The 14,951-nt window shown below is 69.1% G+C and carries 16 protein-coding genes; 10 read left to right on the top strand and 6 right to left on the bottom strand.

What is annotated here, in order from left to right:
* Position 1 precedes the first annotated feature (1 nt).
* Positions 2-292 carry a hypothetical protein gene (locus tag PV646_RS39860; protein ID WP_500347783.1) on the top strand — a complete coding sequence of 97 codons (291 nt, stop codon included), beginning with the start codon at positions 2-4 and terminating at the stop codon, positions 290-292.
* Positions 289-1,134, top strand: coding sequence for an ATP-grasp domain-containing protein (locus PV646_RS39855; RefSeq protein WP_500347781.1), 846 nt, complete (start codon positions 289-291; stop codon positions 1,132-1,134). The genes PV646_RS39860 and PV646_RS39855 overlap by 4 nt, the downstream gene beginning before the upstream one ends.
* Here the strand turns inward: PV646_RS39855 and PV646_RS39850 are convergent.
* Positions 1,100-2,416, bottom strand: a complete 1,317-nt coding sequence (locus tag PV646_RS39850; RefSeq protein ID WP_500348283.1) for an aminotransferase-like domain-containing protein — start codon at positions 2,414-2,416, stop codon at positions 1,100-1,102. The genes PV646_RS39855 and PV646_RS39850 overlap by 35 nt on opposite strands.
* A 70-nt stretch (positions 2,417-2,486) precedes the next feature.
* On the opposite strand from PV646_RS39850, the gene PV646_RS39845 reads away from it, so the two are divergent.
* Positions 2,487-3,269 (top strand): alpha/beta fold hydrolase, encoded by a 783-nt coding sequence (locus tag PV646_RS39845; protein WP_500347779.1) that lies wholly within the window; start codon positions 2,487-2,489, stop codon positions 3,267-3,269.
* Here the strand turns inward: PV646_RS39845 and PV646_RS39840 are convergent.
* Together PV646_RS39840 and PV646_RS39835 are read right to left on the bottom strand one after the other, a co-directional pair.
* Positions 3,255-4,832 carry a monocarboxylic acid transporter gene (locus tag PV646_RS39840; RefSeq protein WP_500347778.1) on the bottom strand — a complete coding sequence of 526 codons (1,578 nt, stop codon included), beginning with the start codon at positions 4,830-4,832 and terminating at the stop codon, positions 3,255-3,257. The two genes, PV646_RS39845 and PV646_RS39840, sit on opposite strands and share 15 nt — an antisense overlap.
* Complete coding sequence (locus tag PV646_RS39835; protein ID WP_500347777.1) at positions 4,829-5,239, bottom strand: DUF485 domain-containing protein; 411 nt, start codon at positions 5,237-5,239, stop codon at positions 4,829-4,831. Before PV646_RS39835 ends, PV646_RS39840 begins: the two co-directional genes overlap by 4 nt.
* A 334-nt stretch (positions 5,240-5,573) precedes the next feature.
* Here PV646_RS39835 and PV646_RS39830 point away from each other — a divergent pair, with 334 nt between their 5' ends.
* The 7 genes from PV646_RS39830 (at position 5,574) to PV646_RS39800 (ending at position 12,209) form a co-directional block, all read left to right on the top strand.
* Positions 5,574-8,198: a nitrate- and nitrite sensing domain-containing protein gene (locus PV646_RS39830; RefSeq protein WP_500347775.1), complete on the top strand. Its 2,625-nt coding sequence runs from the start codon at positions 5,574-5,576 to the stop codon at positions 8,196-8,198.
* Positions 8,195-8,614 (top strand): roadblock/LC7 domain-containing protein, encoded by a 420-nt coding sequence (locus PV646_RS39825; RefSeq protein ID WP_189155995.1) that lies wholly within the window; start codon positions 8,195-8,197, stop codon positions 8,612-8,614. The genes PV646_RS39830 and PV646_RS39825 overlap by 4 nt, the downstream gene beginning before the upstream one ends.
* A 3-nt stretch (positions 8,615-8,617) precedes the next feature.
* Positions 8,618-9,163 (top strand): DUF742 domain-containing protein, encoded by a 546-nt coding sequence (locus PV646_RS39820; protein ID WP_500347773.1) that lies wholly within the window; start codon positions 8,618-8,620, stop codon positions 9,161-9,163.
* The gene (locus PV646_RS39815) at positions 9,144-9,761 is read left to right on the top strand and encodes a GTP-binding protein (protein WP_189155997.1); all 618 of its coding nucleotides are present in this window, start codon (positions 9,144-9,146) and stop codon (positions 9,759-9,761) included. Before PV646_RS39820 ends, PV646_RS39815 begins: the two co-directional genes overlap by 20 nt.
* Before the next feature lie 139 nt (positions 9,762-9,900).
* Entirely contained in the window at positions 9,901-10,509 is a 609-nt protein-coding gene (locus PV646_RS39810) for a Uma2 family endonuclease (protein ID WP_500347771.1), read from the top strand.
* 122 nt (positions 10,510-10,631) lie between these two features.
* Positions 10,632-11,096, top strand: coding sequence for a GbsR/MarR family transcriptional regulator (locus PV646_RS39805; protein ID WP_500347770.1), 465 nt, complete (start codon positions 10,632-10,634; stop codon positions 11,094-11,096).
* Between the two features lie 9 nt (positions 11,097-11,105).
* Positions 11,106-12,209 carry an ankyrin repeat domain-containing protein gene (locus PV646_RS39800; protein WP_500347768.1) on the top strand — a complete coding sequence of 368 codons (1,104 nt, stop codon included), beginning with the start codon at positions 11,106-11,108 and terminating at the stop codon, positions 12,207-12,209.
* On the opposite strand, the gene PV646_RS39795 is transcribed toward PV646_RS39800, so the two are convergent.
* Genes PV646_RS39795 through PV646_RS39785 form a run of 3 tightly spaced genes read right to left on the bottom strand, consistent with a single transcriptional unit; the run spans position 12,188 to position 14,806 of the window.
* Positions 12,188-13,102 (bottom strand): COX15/CtaA family protein, encoded by a 915-nt coding sequence (locus PV646_RS39795; protein ID WP_500347766.1) that lies wholly within the window; start codon positions 13,100-13,102, stop codon positions 12,188-12,190. The genes PV646_RS39800 and PV646_RS39795 overlap by 22 nt on opposite strands.
* 19 nt (positions 13,103-13,121) lie before the next feature.
* On the bottom strand, positions 13,122-13,880 hold the full coding sequence (locus PV646_RS39790; RefSeq protein ID WP_500347764.1) for an ABC transporter permease: 759 nt from the start codon (positions 13,878-13,880) through the stop codon (positions 13,122-13,124).
* On the bottom strand, positions 13,877-14,806 hold the full coding sequence (locus PV646_RS39785; protein ID WP_500347762.1) for an ABC transporter ATP-binding protein: 930 nt from the start codon (positions 14,804-14,806) through the stop codon (positions 13,877-13,879). The genes PV646_RS39790 and PV646_RS39785 overlap by 4 nt, the downstream gene beginning before the upstream one ends.
* Positions 14,807-14,951: the final 145 nt, after the last annotated feature.

The raw sequence follows: 14,951 nt of genomic DNA, 5'->3' as shown, positions 1-14,951 counted from the left end.
GGTGTCTGATCAAACCACTCAGAAGCGCATCGCGGAGTTCGTGAAGGCCCACGGCAAGCCGGGCACGGCGGTCAGGGCCGTCGTGGAGCCGATCGGCCGGGCCGGCGCGCGGATCGTGCTGGTCGGTGCCGACGGCGCCATGGGCGACGTGATGACCAAGGACGTCGAGTCCGCCACCCAGGCCGTCGAAGCCGCCGACAACGTCGAGCAGGCCGAATGGGACCGCGAGACCACCGCGGCCGCCAAGATCGGCTCTGCTCACCGTCGCAAGATGGCGAAGATGCAGTCGTGAGGGTCGTACTCGTCTCCTGCGATCTCCTGCCCGAGGGTGACGGCGACGAGGAGTCGCTCGTCGCCGCCCTGGTCCGCGACGGCGTCGACGTCTCGTGGCAGCCCTGGGGCGGCCCGGTGGACGCCGACCTCGTGGTCCTGCGGGCTCCCTGGGACTACACCGAGCACCTGGACGAGTTCCTCGAGTGGTGCGAGGGCGTCCCCACGCTCGCGAACCCGGTCTCCGTAGTCCGCTGGAACATCGACAAGTCGTACATGGCCGAACTCGCCTCGCGCGGTGTTCCGGTCGTGCCGACCTCCGTGGTGCGGGCGGGGGAGGAGCCCGCGTTCCCGGACGGCGAGTTCGTGGTGAAGCCGGCGGTCGGCGCGGGCTCGCGCGGTGCGGGCCGGTTCACCGACCACGCCGCGGCCCGCGCACACCTGGAAGCCCTCGGCGTCAAGGTGCTCGTGCAGCCCTACCAGTCCAGTGTGGACGCCAACGGGGAGACCGCTCTGGTCTTCTTCGCGGGTGAGTACTCCCACTCGTTCCACAAGGGACCGATGCTCGCCCAGGGCCTCGGTGAGGCCGAGTCCGGTCTCTACGTCGAGGAACGGCTGGGCAGCATCGAACCGTCCCCGCGGCAGGTCGACCTCGCGAACCAGGTCCTCGACGTGGCCGCCGAGCTGCTCTCGTTGCGGCGCAGCGACTTCCTCTACGCCCGCGTGGACGTCGTCGAGGGCCCTGACGGCGCACCGCTGCTGCTCGAACTGGAGCTGACCGAGCCGTCGCTCGGCTTCCGGCTCACGTCCAGCGAGGCGGCGGCTCGGCTCAGCAAGGCGATCCAGGCGGCTGCCGCGCGGTAGACCGGGCGATGCCCGCGAGCACGTCCAGTGCGGTGCTCAGCACGTCCGGTGGCGGAGACGCCAGTGCCAGCCGGACGGCGTTCGGTGCCGCGCCGACCGCGAACGCCGCCGCCGGGGTGACCGCGATCCCCTCTTGGGCGGCCGCGGCGGTGAACGTGTCGGCGCGCCACGGCGGTGGCAGCTCCCACCAGCAGTGGTAGGAACGCGGATCGGCGCGCACGGTGAACCCGGCGAGCCGGTCCGCGGCGATCGCCTGCCGTGCCGCCGCGTCCGCTCGTTTGGCGAGCTGGATCGCCGCCGCCGTGCCGTCCGCGATGTGGTGCGCGGCAACGTCGACGGCGAACCGCGGCGCCGTCCACCCGCCACCACGCACGGCCGCGGCGATCTCGTCGAAGAGGCCGGGCGGAGGGACGACGAATCCGAGCGTCAGCCCCGGCGCGATCCGCTTGGACAGGCTGTCGACCAGCACCGTGCGGTCCGGCGCCAGCGCGGCCAGCGGAGGTTCGTCGGCCAGGAACGTGTAGACGGCGTCCTCGATCAGCGGGACGTCCAGTTCCTCCAGCGCCGCAACGACTTCCGCCCGCCGGTGTGGAGGCATCGTGACGCCGAGCGGGTTGTGCAGGACGGGCTGGAGGTAGACCGCGCGGACCGCCGCCGCGCGCAGGGCGTCCGGCAGCACGCCGTGTTCGTCCATCTCCAGCGGGACCGCGGTGATGCCGAGCCGGCCGCAGATCGTGCGCACCACCGGGTAGGTCAACGCCTCGACCCCGAGCCGTCCGCCGACGGGGACGAGGGCCCCGATGGCCGCCGCGAGCGACTGCTTCCCGTTGCCCGTGAACAGGATCTGCGACGGTGAGGGGCGCCATCCGTCGCGTGCCAGCAACTCCGGCACTGCGGCACGAGCGGCGCCGGTCCCCGTCACACCGCCCGCCTGCAACGCCTCCGCCAGCACGTCCGGCCGCAGCATCGTGGTCAGGCTCGCCGACAGGAGTGCGGACTGTGTCGGCAGCACGGGAAAGTTCAGCTGCAGGTCGACGGGTGCGCCACCGGGATCGGCGAGCGCGGGTTCCGCCGCCCCGGCCCGCACGAACGTGCCGCGGCCGACCTCGCCGACCGTCAGCCCGCGCCGCGCCAGTTCGCCGTACACCCGAGCGGCGGTCGACGCGGCGATGCGCCGGCGCCGGGCGAACGCGCGTTGCGGCGGCAGTCGTTCGCCAGGCCTCAGCCGTCCGGCCGTGATGTCCGCGGCCACGGCGTCGGCGATCCGCCGGTAGTCCTCCACGAGAAGCCCCATTGCACCGAGAGCAATGTTTTGATTGTACCGAGCGAAACCCCTGGTTACGGTCGGGATCATGAGCACCGCGAACGTCAACGGCATCACCGTCGGCTACGACGACGAAGGCACCGGCGAGGTGTTGGTGCTGGTGCACGGCCACCCGTTCGACCGCACGATGTGGCGCCCGCAGGTGGAGCACTTCAGCGCGAAGGGGTGGCGCGTGATCGCCGCGGACCTGCGCGGCTACGGGGAGACCACCGTGGTTCCCGGCGTCACGCCACTGGACGTCTTCGCCGCCGACATCGCCGCGCTGCTGGACCACCTCGGCGTCGAGAGGTTCGTGCTCGGCGGGCTCTCGATGGGCGGGCAGATCGTCATGCAGTGCGTCCAAGCGTTCCCCGGACGACTGAAGGGCGTGATCCTCGCCGACACGTTCGCGCAGGCGGAGACCGAGGAGGGCCGCCGCAACCGCAACGCCATGGCGGACAGGTTGCTGCGCGAGGGCATGTCCGGCTACGCCACCGAGGTGAAGTGGAAGATGGTGGCGCGGCACAACCCCGAGGCCGCCGAGTTCGTCGCGCGCCTCATGCACGCCGCCCCGCCGGAAGGTGCGGCGGCAGCGCTGAGGGGCCGCGCGGAACGGCCCGACTACAGCGAGATCCTGCGGACCATCACCGTGCCCACACTGGTGATCGTCGGCAGCGAGGACGAGTACACGCCGGTGAAGGACGCCGAGTACATGAGCGAGCGCGTTCCAGGTTCGGCGCTCGTCGTGGTCGACGGTGCCGCCCACATGCCGAACCTGGAACGCCCCGAGGTGTTCAACAGGGCAGTGGAGGAGCTCCTAGCGCAGACCTGAGCCGATGCCGGTCAGGCTGCGCACCTCCATCTCCGCCTGCTTGGCCGGATCCGCCTTCTCCCCACCGAGGACCGTGCCGAGGAACCCGGCCAGGAACGACAGCGGGATCGACACGATGCCGGGGTTCGACAGCGGGAAGAACGCGAAGTCGGCGTCCGGGAACATCGACGACTTCGAGCCGGAGATCGCGGGGGAGAACACGATGAGCAGCACGCACGACGTGAGGCCGCCGTAGATGCTCCACAACGTGCCACGCGTGTTGAAACGCTTCCAGAACAAGGAGTACAGCAGCGTCGGCAGGTTCGCGGAGGCCGCGAGCGCGAACGCCAGGGCGACCAGGAAGGCGACGTTCTGGCCGTTCGCCGCGATGCCGCCGACGATCGCCAGCACACCGACGCAGACCGCCGTGATGCGCGCGACCCGGACCTCGTCGGCCGGCTCCGCCTCACCGTGCTTGATCACGTTGGCGTACACGTCGTGCGCGAACGAGGCCGACGCCGTCAGGGTGAGGCCCGCGACCACGGCGAGGATCGTGGCGAACGCCACCGCGCACACGATGCCCAGCAGCACCGTGCCGCCGACCTGGAACGCCAGCAGCGGGGCCGCCGAGTTCTCGCCGCCGGGAGCGCTGGTGATCTTGTCCGTGCCGACCAGCGCCATCGCGCCGAAACCGATGACGAGGATGCACGAGTAGAAGATCGCCATCATCCACGTGGCCCACACGACGGACTTACGCGCCTCACGTGCGTTCGGCACCGTGTAGAAGCGCATCAGGACGTGCGGCAAGGAAGCCGTGCCGAGCACCAGGGCCAGGGCCAGCGAGATGAAGTCGATCTTGGACAGGTCCGATGCGCCGTACTTCACACCCGGCGACAGGACGGCCTCGCCCAGCGGCGAGCGCTGCGTCGCGCGGTCGAGCATCGACGAGAAGTCGAAGCCGAACTTGCCGATCAGGAAGATCGTCAGCATCGACACCGACAGGATCAGCAGCACGGCCTTGATGATCTGCACCCACGTGGTGCCCTTCATGCCACCGACCAGCACGTACAGCACCATGACGATGCCGACGACGGCGATGATGATGGCCTGGCCGACCTTGCTGTGCACGTCCAGCAGCAACGCCATCAGGCCGCCGGCGCCCGCCATCTGCGCGATCATGTAGAAGAGCGAGATGACCAGGGTCGCGTTCGCCGCAGCCGCGCGCACGGGGCGCTGGCGCATGCGGAACGCCATCACGTCGCCCATGGTGAAGCGGCCGGTGTTGCGCAGCCGCTCGGAGATGAGCATCAGGCCGATCAGCCAGGCGACGACCCATCCGATCGAGTACATGAAGCCGTCGTAGCCGTTCACGGCGATCGCGCCGGAGATGCCCAGGAAAGACGCCGCGGACAGGAAGTCCCCGGAGAGGGCGATGCCGTTCTGCGTGCCAGTGAAGCTGCTGCCCGCCGCGTAGTAGTCCGACGCGCTCACGTTTCGCGTCGACGCCCGATACACGATGTAAAGCGTCAACAGCACGAAGACGCCGAAGACGGACAGGTTGATCGCGGTGTTCGCCCCGGTCACGCGAGCTCCTCGTCGGTTTCCACGAGCGCGCGCACCTTGTCGACCTGGGGGTCGAGCTTCCGCTTGGAGTAACGCGCGTACGCCATTGTGATGATGATGGTGGTGACGATCTGGAGGAATCCCATCGTCAAGCCGACGTTCACAGTTCCGAACAGCGGAGTGCTCATGAACCCGGCGGCGTAAGCGGAAAGCAATACGAACGTGACGTACCAAGCGAGGAACAGCACCGTCGCCGGGAGAATAAATCGCTTGACCCGACGCTTCAGATCGAGGAAATCGTCACTCGTTTGGATGGCATCGAAATCAGGCTCACCGTCACCATCGATAAGCAATGAGTGATGTGGCTCGTCAAAGGTCGCGAAACCGGGGGTGGCCGGGCGTGACACGGAGGGCAGCGCCTTCGTCATCAACCGCTCGCATTCGTTACGGGGAGTGCCCGGCGAGGCTCCGCGCACACAGCGCGTCGAGTCCGGGGGTGGGAGGCGCAAGCGTAACCACGCGTGGCGGCGAGTCAATCCCCGAAGGCCGCAGGACCACCCCAAAAGGTCCAGCGTCACACTGGGTGATCGATCGTGCACGCCCCAGGTCGTTGTCGCGTCACGCTCTCTGGCCTACTATCCGCTCACACCCGATACGGCTGATGGAGATATCGAGCTGCGGGGGACATCGACTCGCGGGGATTCACCAGGCCAGGAGGTAGCCGATAGTGGGGCACTTCGAGCGCGCCTTGGGGATCATTTCGTGAATGTCGAGTGGAGAAAGATCAGCGACTGGCGCAACTGGCGCCTGCCGGTCAAGCTCGGCGTCGTGCTGCTGGTGCCGGTCGCCGTGGCCGTCGGCGCGGGCGCGCTGCAGATCTCGGGTTACGTCGACAGGTCCGACAACTACGTGCAGATCCAGGGCCTGGTGCGGCTCAGGGCCGATCTCGCGCCGTTGATCTCCAGCGTCCAGCAGGAACGCACGCTCGCCGCGCAGAGCGCCACGAGCGGATCCGGTGTCGGCGCCTACCAGAACCAGATCAGCGCCACCGACAACGCCGCCTCGACCGTGCGCCGCCGTCTCGACCGCACCGAGGGCATCAGCGACGTCTCACGCCAGCGCTTCGCCGAGGTCGGCGGTCAGCTGGAGACGTTGAAGAACCTGCGGGAGAAGGTCGCGCAGGGCGGCGACGGCGGCGACCCGTCCGGCGGCACCTACGGCTACACCGCGATCATCAAGTCGTTGCTGGACTTCGAACAGGCACTCGTCGGGCAGTTCAACGACAACGCCATCTCCGGCACCGCGAACGCACTGCACAACATGGTCATCGCGCAGGAGCAGGTCTCGCTGCAGCACGCGTTCGTGTTAGCCGGGATCGGCCGCGGCAAGCTCCTCGGCCCCGAGGTCCGCGCGCTGGAGCAGTCCGACATCCGGCTGCAGGACCGGCTCAGCGACTTCCAGGCCATCGGCACCACCGAACAGCGCCGCGTCTACGACCAGACCGTGACCGGCGCGGCCGTCGCGAACCGCAACGCACTCGTCGAACGCGCGCTCACCCAGCCCGACGGCACCCCGCCGCCCGCCACGCGTCCCGGCCAGCCGAAGCCGCCGCAGGAGTTCGGCATCGCCGTCGACGACTGGAACAAGTCGTCCGGCACCACCGCCCGCCTGATGGAGCAGGTCGTCCGCGAACTGCAGGACGAGCTCGCGAACACCGCCGCCGCGCTGCAGGACGACACGTCCAACAAGGCCGGCGCCGCCGCGGTCATCCTGCTCGCGATGTTGCTCATCGCCGGCACGCTCGGCTTCGTCATCGGCCGCTACCTGCTGCGCTCCCTGTCGGAACTGCGCCGCTCCGCGCTGAACGTGGCGCACCACCACCTCCCCGAGGTCGTCGCCGCGATCCGCGCCGACCGCAAGCCCGACACCGAGATCGAACCGGTGCCCGTGCACACCTTCGAGGAGTTCGGACAGCTGGCCCGCGCGTTCGACGCCGTGCACGAGCAGGCCGTCCGCGGCGCGATCGAGCAGTCGTCGCTGCGGTCGGGCATGAAGAACATCTTCGTCAACCTGTCGCGCCGCTCGCAGGGCCTCGTCGAGCGCCAGCTCAAGCTCATGGAGGAGCTGGAGCGCCACGAGGAGAACCCCGAGCAGCTCGCGAACCTGTTCAAGCTCGACCACCTCGCGACGCGCATGCGCCGCAACAACGAGAACCTGATGGTGCTCTCCGGCACCGACACCGCCCGCCGGTTCCACCAGCCCGTGCCGCTCGCGGACGTGCTGCGCGCCGCCGCGTCGGAGATCGAGCACTACCAGCGCGTCGTGGTGAAGTCGACGCCGTCGGTCGAGATCGTCGGCTACGCGGCCGGCGACCTCGTGCGCCTCGTCGCGGAGCTGCTGGACAACGCCACCGCGTTCTCCGCGCCCACGACCCAGGTCATGATCGGCTCGCGCGTCGACCAGCAGGGCGCCGTGCTCGTCGAGGTGGCCGACCAGGGCATCGGCATGGGCCCCGCCGAGCTCACCGAGGCCAACGAGCGGCTCTCGACCGGCACCGACGAGGACGTGCCCGTCTCGCGTCAGATGGGCCTGTTCGTCGTCGGCAGGCTCGCGGGACGCCACGGCATCACCGTCCGCCTGCGCGGCGCGGGAGACGGCCGTGAGGGCCTGCGCGCGTTCGTGCTCGTGCCCGCGGAGCTCGTGCGCTCCCACGAGGAGGCCCCGGCGCCGTCCCAGCCGCGGCACGCCGCGCTGCCCCAGCCGAAGCAGGCCATCCCCAAGCAGCCGCACGTCGTCGTGAAGACGCCGAACCTGGCGCCGCCCCCCGCACCCGCGCCGGCCATCGACAGCCCGCGCGAGTCCGCCGAGTGGACGTCGTTCCGCGGCGCCGCGATCGACGAGTCGCTGCCGCAGCGCACACCCCGCGCCGCAACGGGTCAGCACAACGGAGTGCCGCCCGAGTCGCCAAATGAGACGACGTCGTCCTGGTTCAGGGGGAGCGGAGCCTCGGCCGAACAGATCAACGGTGAACCCTCACCGGCGCGGACCAATCCGGGACCCTCACCGTCGTCGTCACCGTCAGTAGTGGCATCCTGGTTCGGGAAGAAGCCCGGAGGGACGGTCTGGGAGCAGCCGGGAGATCCCGCGACGGACGCGGGGGAGACCGACGCCGGGTTGCCGAAACGGGCACCGCGCAAGAACCTGCTTCCCGACCTAGCGGAACCCTCCGAGATCGGCCCGCGGCCCGCCGTGAGCCCCAAACGAGATCCGGAACGAGCACGAGGCTTTCTCGCCAGCTACCAGACGGGCCTGCGCCAGGCGCCGCTCGGCGGCAACGGGAGTGGAAGCGGCCAGGGGAACGGCCAGTACAACGGGGAGAAGGCATGAGCACGCCTCAGTCGCGCCAGGTCGACCAGTTCGGCTGGTTGATCACGAACTTCACCGATCGCGTGGCCGGTGTCGCCCACGCGATCGTGATCTCGGTGGACGGCTTGCTGCTCACCAAGTCGACAGGTCTGCCGCCCGAGCGCGCCGACCAGTTGTCCGCCATCGCATCGGGGGTCGCGGCGCTCACCACGGCCGCCTCACGATGCTTCGAAGGTGGCGGAGTGTTGCGCACCGTGATCGAGATGGACTACGGGATCATGCTCCTCATGTCCATTCGAGACGGGTCTTGTTTGGCGGTGCTCGCCGCCCCCGACAGCGATGTCGGCCAAGTGGCCTACGAGATGACGGTCGTCGTCGACCAGGTCGGCCAGATCCTCACCCCCGAACTGCGAGCGCAGCTGCACAGCGTGAGGTGATCAATGAGCCCGTCCCCTGACGCGCCCCGACGACGGAAACGGGCCGAAACGCCCGCCGAGCAGACGTTCGCCGACCTGATGAACGGGTTCTCCCTGGATTCGGGCCGCAAGCGTCCGCGCACGACGGAGCAGGCGCCCGCGCGGGAAGCGACTCCCGTTGTCCCGCAAGCAGATGCCGGGGCCTTCGAGTCGTCCGTTCAGGAGACTCACGAGTCGTCGATCGTTCGTGCATATGCCTGGACGGGCGGGCGCACTCGGTCGAACATCGACCTCGAGATCGAGACACTTGTCTCCGCCAATGATCAGAGCCGGCAGTCTGCAGGTATCTTGCAGGCTGAGCACCAACGCGTTGTCGAGCTTTGTCACTCCCCGCGATCCGTCGCGGAGGTGGCCGCACTGATGCGCCTCCCACTGGGAGTCGTGAAGGTGCTGCTCGGCGACATGGCGGAACGAGGTCTGGTGGACGTGCACCAGACCGCTTCCGCAGGCGGTGACACGCCAGACCTCGGGTTGATGGAGAGAGTGCTTAGTGGACTACGTCGGCTCTAGATTTCCCGAATTCGGCCCTCCCGGGCCGCCCGGTCGGGAGCTGACCTCGGCCAAGATCGTCGTCGCCGGTGGCTTCGGCGTGGGCAAGAGCACTTTCATCAGGTCCATCGTGGAGAACGATCTCCTGACGATGAGTTCCCTCGCGCCGGAACGCGCCGGTGGCGTGACGGAGCTGGTCCGCATCCAGTTCGGCCGCGTGTGGCTCGACCCCGGCCTCGCGCTGCACCTGTTCGTGGCGCCGCAGTGGCAGGACCCGCGCGCGGGCTGGAACGACGTGGTGCGCGGTGCCGTCGGCGCCGTGGTGCTGTTCGACGTGATGCGCCCCGCGGACTCCGTGGACGCGATGCGGTACTTCGAGGACCAGAACATCCCGTACGTGCTGGCGCTGAACAACATCCACGCGTCCGTTCGGTCGGACGTGACGGCGATCATCCGCGGGATGGGCATCTCGCCCGACGTGCCGGTGATGAACTGCGACCCGCGCGTGCGGCTGTCCGTCCGGGAGGCGTTGATCTCGCTGACCGAGCACGCGAAGCTGGACCGCTGGCGCCGCCGGCCCGGGCCGGACGAGACGACCCCGCTCGCGCCCGTCTGCTGACTTGGAGCTACTCCAAGCCCTCGCTCTTTCTGGTTGTCCGGCTGTCCGTGACTGGCGTTGGAAGGCTTCTGTTTCCTAGCGTCGGTTCCGGCGGTTGTCGTTGCTGTGGCAATGGCGGCCCCACGTGTAACACTGAACTGTGGGCCGACCAGAGTCAGAGAGCCAGGCAAGGGGAGAGTCTGTGACCACTGCACGGCGTCTGGACGGCTACACGCTGGACGACTGGGAGAGTCTTGACCCCCAAGAGGGCCGTCGAATCGAGCTGGTCGACGGGCGGTTCGTCGTGAACGCCGCTCCGGCGTTCAAACACCAGCGGGTGGGCGACAGGCTGGCCAGAATTCTTGACGACGCTGTTTTCTCAGAGGGCATGGAGGCGGTCACAGCCGTCGGTGTCAGGGTTGGCGAGCACTTCGGGTACATCCCTGACGTGGTCGTGACGACAGAGCGGGTCGAGACCGTCTCGGTCGACGTCGCGAACGTCGCGTTGGTGGTCGAGATAGTCAGCCCGTCCACCAAGAAGAGCGATCGTCTGGAGAAACCGGCCGCTCTCGCCGCAGCCGGCGTACCCGCGTATTGGCGAGTCGAGCTCGACGTCGCGGACGGTCCGATCATCTATTGCCACCGGCTGAGCGACGGCGTCTACTCGGACGTGGTGACGCTGACGCCGGGAAATCAGGAACCGGTGTCCGTGGTGGGCACGATCTCCGTCACCTTCGATCCCGCGGATCTCCACAGACCTCGACGCTGAACACGAAACGAAAGGCCAGGAGGAGCGCCTCCTGGCCTTTTCTCGTGCACGAACGTTGACAAGATCGCTACGATAGTTTCAGTGTTGACCGAAAGCAGTGTGTTCGCGGGGGAGGGCCAGGCATGAGCGTCGGGCGGGAGACCAGGCTGTCGGCCTGGATCGAGCGGTTCGCGGCACACTTCGCCGAGGAGGGCATCCCGCTGATCGGTGGCCGCATCCTCGGTTACCTGCTGGTGTGCCAGCCGGTCGAGCGCACCGCCGCCGAGCTCTCCCAGGAGCTGGAGGCCAGCAGCGGGTCGATCAGCACGAACCTGAAGTACCTGGTCAACGTCGGCCTCGTGACCAAGCGGACGCGGCGTGGCCGGCAGGCGGCCGAGTACCGGATCAACGAGAAGGCCTGGACGGACTTCATCCAGCGCAAGTTCACCGCGATCGCCAGCGTCCAGCAGCTCACCGACGACGGCATGCGGCTGCTCAGCGGCGACCCGGAGCGGTCGATGCGGTTGAAGACCGTCGACAACCTCTACGGTTGGCTCTCAGAGGAACTCCCCGCTTTGTGGGAGCGCAGGCCTGCCGCGCCGAAGTAGCGTGGTGCCATGTGGCACCCGTTTCGTGACGACGTCGAGTACTACGAGGAGCGAGCCAGAGGCCTGCTCGCCTCCGCGTGGGACGGTGTGCCCGGCGCTCTCGAGGTGTTCGACGACGTACCGCTGACGGACGAGGGCGCGCACATGGTGCTCGCTCGTGCGCACGGCTGCGAGGACTGGAAGGCCCTCAAGGCCAACATCCGCAAGCCGCGCCCGTTCGCCCGCGCCTACCAGGCCATCGAGATGCAGAACCCCGGTGAGCTGAAGGCGATCATCACGCGCGACCCGTGGCTCGTGAAGGCCAGTGGTACCAACGGCAACGACCTGCTCGGCCTCGCGACGGCCAAGTGCGACGAACGTCTGGTCGAGGTGCTGCTCAACGACGGCACGGACATCGACCACCAGAACGTCCACGGCTGGACGGCGCTGCACCAGGCGGCCTACGCGAACCAGCCGAACCTGGCCGAGCTCCTGCTGAGCCGAGGCGCCCGCACCGACCTGGACGCCCGCGGTGAAGGCGGCACCCCGCTCGCCGTCGCGTTGTTCTGGGGCAACACCGGCACCGCCGAACTCCTGGCACGGCACGGGGTCCGGCCGCCGAACCTGCGCACCGCCGCCGGCCTCGGTGACCTCGACCTGGCCACCGCGCCGGAGTCGGGACGCGGCTATTACCGGCCCCACAGCGGTTTCCCGCGCTGGTGGCCGACGAACGACCCGCAGGAGGTGCTCGACGAGGCGCTCTCGTGGGCTGCCCGCAACGACCGTGCCGAGGTGTTCGGCGACCTGCTCAAGCGCGGCGCCCGGATCGACGCGGACGTCTACCGGGGCACGGCGCTCGCGTGGGCGGCCTGGTGCGGGCTCGAGAACACCACCCGCGCGTTGCTGGACCTGGGCGCGAATCCCAACCAGCGCACCACTTTCGGCGGTCCGATGCACGGTGAGGGCGTGACGGCGCTGCACCTCGCGGCCGAACGCGGCCACCTGCCGGTCATCCGGGTCCTGCTGGACGCGGGCGCGGACCGGACCATCACCGACGTGAACTTCGAGGCCACGCCCGCGAACTGGGCCGGCCACAACGACCAGGGTGAGGCTCAGGCCTTGCTGAGCGCCTGATCCTCCGAGGGCAGCGCGACCTCGTGCGTGCGTTCACGCGACGACGTCCAGAGCATCGCCGTGGCGACGACGACCGCGCCGGCGCCCAGCACGTGCAACGACACGAGCACCTCGGGCACCCCGGTGAAGTACTGGACCATGCCCAGCGCGCCCTGGGCGACGACGACACCGATCAGCACCCAGTAAGCCTTGGTGCGCACGAAGAAGCCCATCGCGATCAGCATGCCCAGGAAGAGGAACAGCAGGTCGGCGTGGATCTGCGCGAGCGTCGCCACCGGCACGTCGAGGCGCGGTGTCTTCGAGTCGCCCGCGTGCGGCCCGGCGGCGGTGACGAAGGTGCCCGCGATCAGCAGCGCGTACATCACGACTGCCATGACGATCTGCAGGCCACGGGCGCCCGCGGGGACCAGCCAGCGGGCCGGGCCGTCGCCCTCGCTCAGTGAACGCAGGAGCAGCACGGCGAACCACACCAGGACCATCGAGACCATGAAGTGGACCGAGACGCTCCACCACACCAGGCCGAGGCGGACGGTCGCGCCACCGATGACGGCCTGTGCGAGCACACCGCCGACCTGGGCGGCGGCGAGCCAGATGACGCGCTTGCGGCGCGGCTTGTTCAGCCACGCGGCGACCAGGCACAGGCCCGTGATGATGCCGATGACGCCGAACAGCGTCCGGTTGCCGAACTCGACCCACTGGTGCAGCGCGGCGACGTCCGGGTGCTCGACCGGGATGATGCTGCCCGGGACGCACTCCGGCCACGTCGGGCAGCCGAGCCCGGAGCCGGTGACGCGCACGATGGACCCGGTGACCGCGATGCCGCCCTGCGCGATGATGGCGGCGATCGCAAGGGCGCGTTGCAAGGGAACGATGAAAGCGGTCAATCGAGACACGGACTGATGGTAGGCCGGGTCAGGTCAGCTTCGTCGTCCGGGTCGCCAGAGCGCCCGCGACAACACCCCAGGCCACGAGCACTGCGACGGGGCCCACACCGGGCGCCGTGCCGTGCACCACAGAGGTTTCCAGCGCCTGGGCCAAGGCAGCGGACGGCAGCAGGTGCACGAACGACACCGGCACGCTCAGCGCCACACCGCCGACCATCAGCAGCACGAACCAGATGATGTTCGCCAGCGCCAGCACGATCTCGGCGCGCAACGCACCACCCAGCAGCACGCCCAGCGCACCGAACGTCAGCGTGCCCAGGACGATCAGCAGCACGACCCACGGCAGCCCGGCGAGCGGGAACCGCCAGCCCAGCAGCAACGCCGTGACCGCCAGCAGCACGATCTGGAGCGCGACCACGACCAGCGCGCCGCAGACCCGTCCGGCCACCAGCAGCCACCGGGGCAGCGCCGAGGCCGCAAGCCGCTTCAGCACGCCGTAACGGCGGTCGAAGCCCAGCGCGATGGCCTGCCCGGTGAAGGCGCTCGAGATGATCGCCAGCGCGAAGATCCGCGCGGTGGCGGAACCGACGCGCGGCTCCGGCATCGGGATCACCGACATCAGCGACAAAGCGATCAGCAGCGCCAGCGGGATGATCACGGTGAGCAGGATCTGCTCGCCGTTGCGCAACGTCAGCATCGCCTCGGTGCGCGCGTGCACGAACAGCATGCGCGGCAACGAACCGCGACCGGGCGAGGGCTTGAAGGTGCCGGGAGCGAAGGTGGTCACGAGCGCAGCTCCCTGCCGGTCAGCTCCAGGAAAACGTCTTCGAGGCTGCGCTTGGCCACCGTCAGCTCCTCGGCCAGCACGCCCTGCTGCGCGCACCACGACGTGACGGTCGACACGACCTGCGGGTCGATCAGACCTTCCACGACGTACGCGCCGCGCGTCACCTCGCGCACCTTCAGCCCCTCGGGCAGTGCGGCGGACAGCAACGAGAGGTCGAGACCGGGCCGCGCGCGGAACCGCAGCTGCTGGTCGTCCGGCCGGTTCGCGGTCAGCTCGGCGGGCGAGCCCTGCGCGACCACGCGGCCCTCGTCGATGATCACGACGTCGTCGGCGAGCGCCTCGGCCTCGTCCATGAGGTGCGTCGTCAGGAGCACGGCCACGCCGTCGTCCCTCAAGGCCGCCACCAGGTCCCACACGAGTCGGCGCGCCTGCGGGTCCATGCCCGCGGTCGGCTCGTCCAGGAACACGAGCTCGGGGCGTCCGATCAACGCGCACGCGAGCGACAGGCGCTGCTGCTGGCCGCCGGAGAGCCTCTTGTACGGAGTGCGGACCGCGCCGCCGAGTCCGAGGACCTCGATCAGCCACTTCGGGTCGAGCGGGTTCTCCGCGCACGTGGCCACGAGGTTCAGCATCTCCTCGGCGCGGATGCCGGGATAACCGCCACCGCCCTGCGGCATCACGCCGATGCGGGGCCGCAGTGCCTCGGAACCGGCGGGGAGCCCCAGGACGCGCACCGAACCGTCGTCGGCGGTGCGGAAGCCCTCGCAGATCTCGACGGTCGTCGTCTTGCCCGCGCCGTTGGGCCCGAGCAGGGCGAGAACGGTGCCGGGCTGCTGAACGAGGTCGAGGCCGTCGACGGCGGTCTTCGAGCCGTATCTCTTGACCAGCCCCGACACTTCCACCGCAGGCTGGGGATTCGGGCTCACGAGCACGCAGCCTAGGCGGTCGGGGCGATCCGCACGCAGTTGGGTCATTCGGCCCATTCCTGAAGCACAGCTGAAAAAGGTGGGGCTAGCCCTACCCCGGTGACTCAGGGACACCTCAGGGTCTCCTCGGGGGAGTTCCCCATTG

Origin of the sequence: Streptomyces sp. ID05-26A (genome assembly GCF_033794685.1) — a bacterium.
GTDB lineage: Bacteria > Actinomycetota > Actinomycetes > Mycobacteriales > Pseudonocardiaceae > Lentzea.
This window is presented reverse-complemented; position numbering and strand designations above follow the sequence as displayed.

Coding starts and splice junctions, on each gene's coding strand:
- PV646_RS39845 (WP_500347779.1), top strand. CDS start 2,487: ATGAGCACCGCGAACGTCAACGGCATCACCGTCGGCTACGACGACGAA.
- PV646_RS39835 (WP_500347777.1), bottom strand. CDS start 5,239: ATGACGAAGGCGCTGCCCTCCGTGTCACGCCCGGCCACCCCCGGTTTC.
- PV646_RS39825 (WP_189155995.1), top strand. CDS start 8,195: ATGAGCACGCCTCAGTCGCGCCAGGTCGACCAGTTCGGCTGGTTGATC.
- PV646_RS39820 (WP_500347773.1), top strand. CDS start 8,618: ATGAGCCCGTCCCCTGACGCGCCCCGACGACGGAAACGGGCCGAAACG.
- PV646_RS39805 (WP_500347770.1), top strand. CDS start 10,632: ATGAGCGTCGGGCGGGAGACCAGGCTGTCGGCCTGGATCGAGCGGTTC.
- PV646_RS39800 (WP_500347768.1), top strand. CDS start 11,106: ATGTGGCACCCGTTTCGTGACGACGTCGAGTACTACGAGGAGCGAGCC.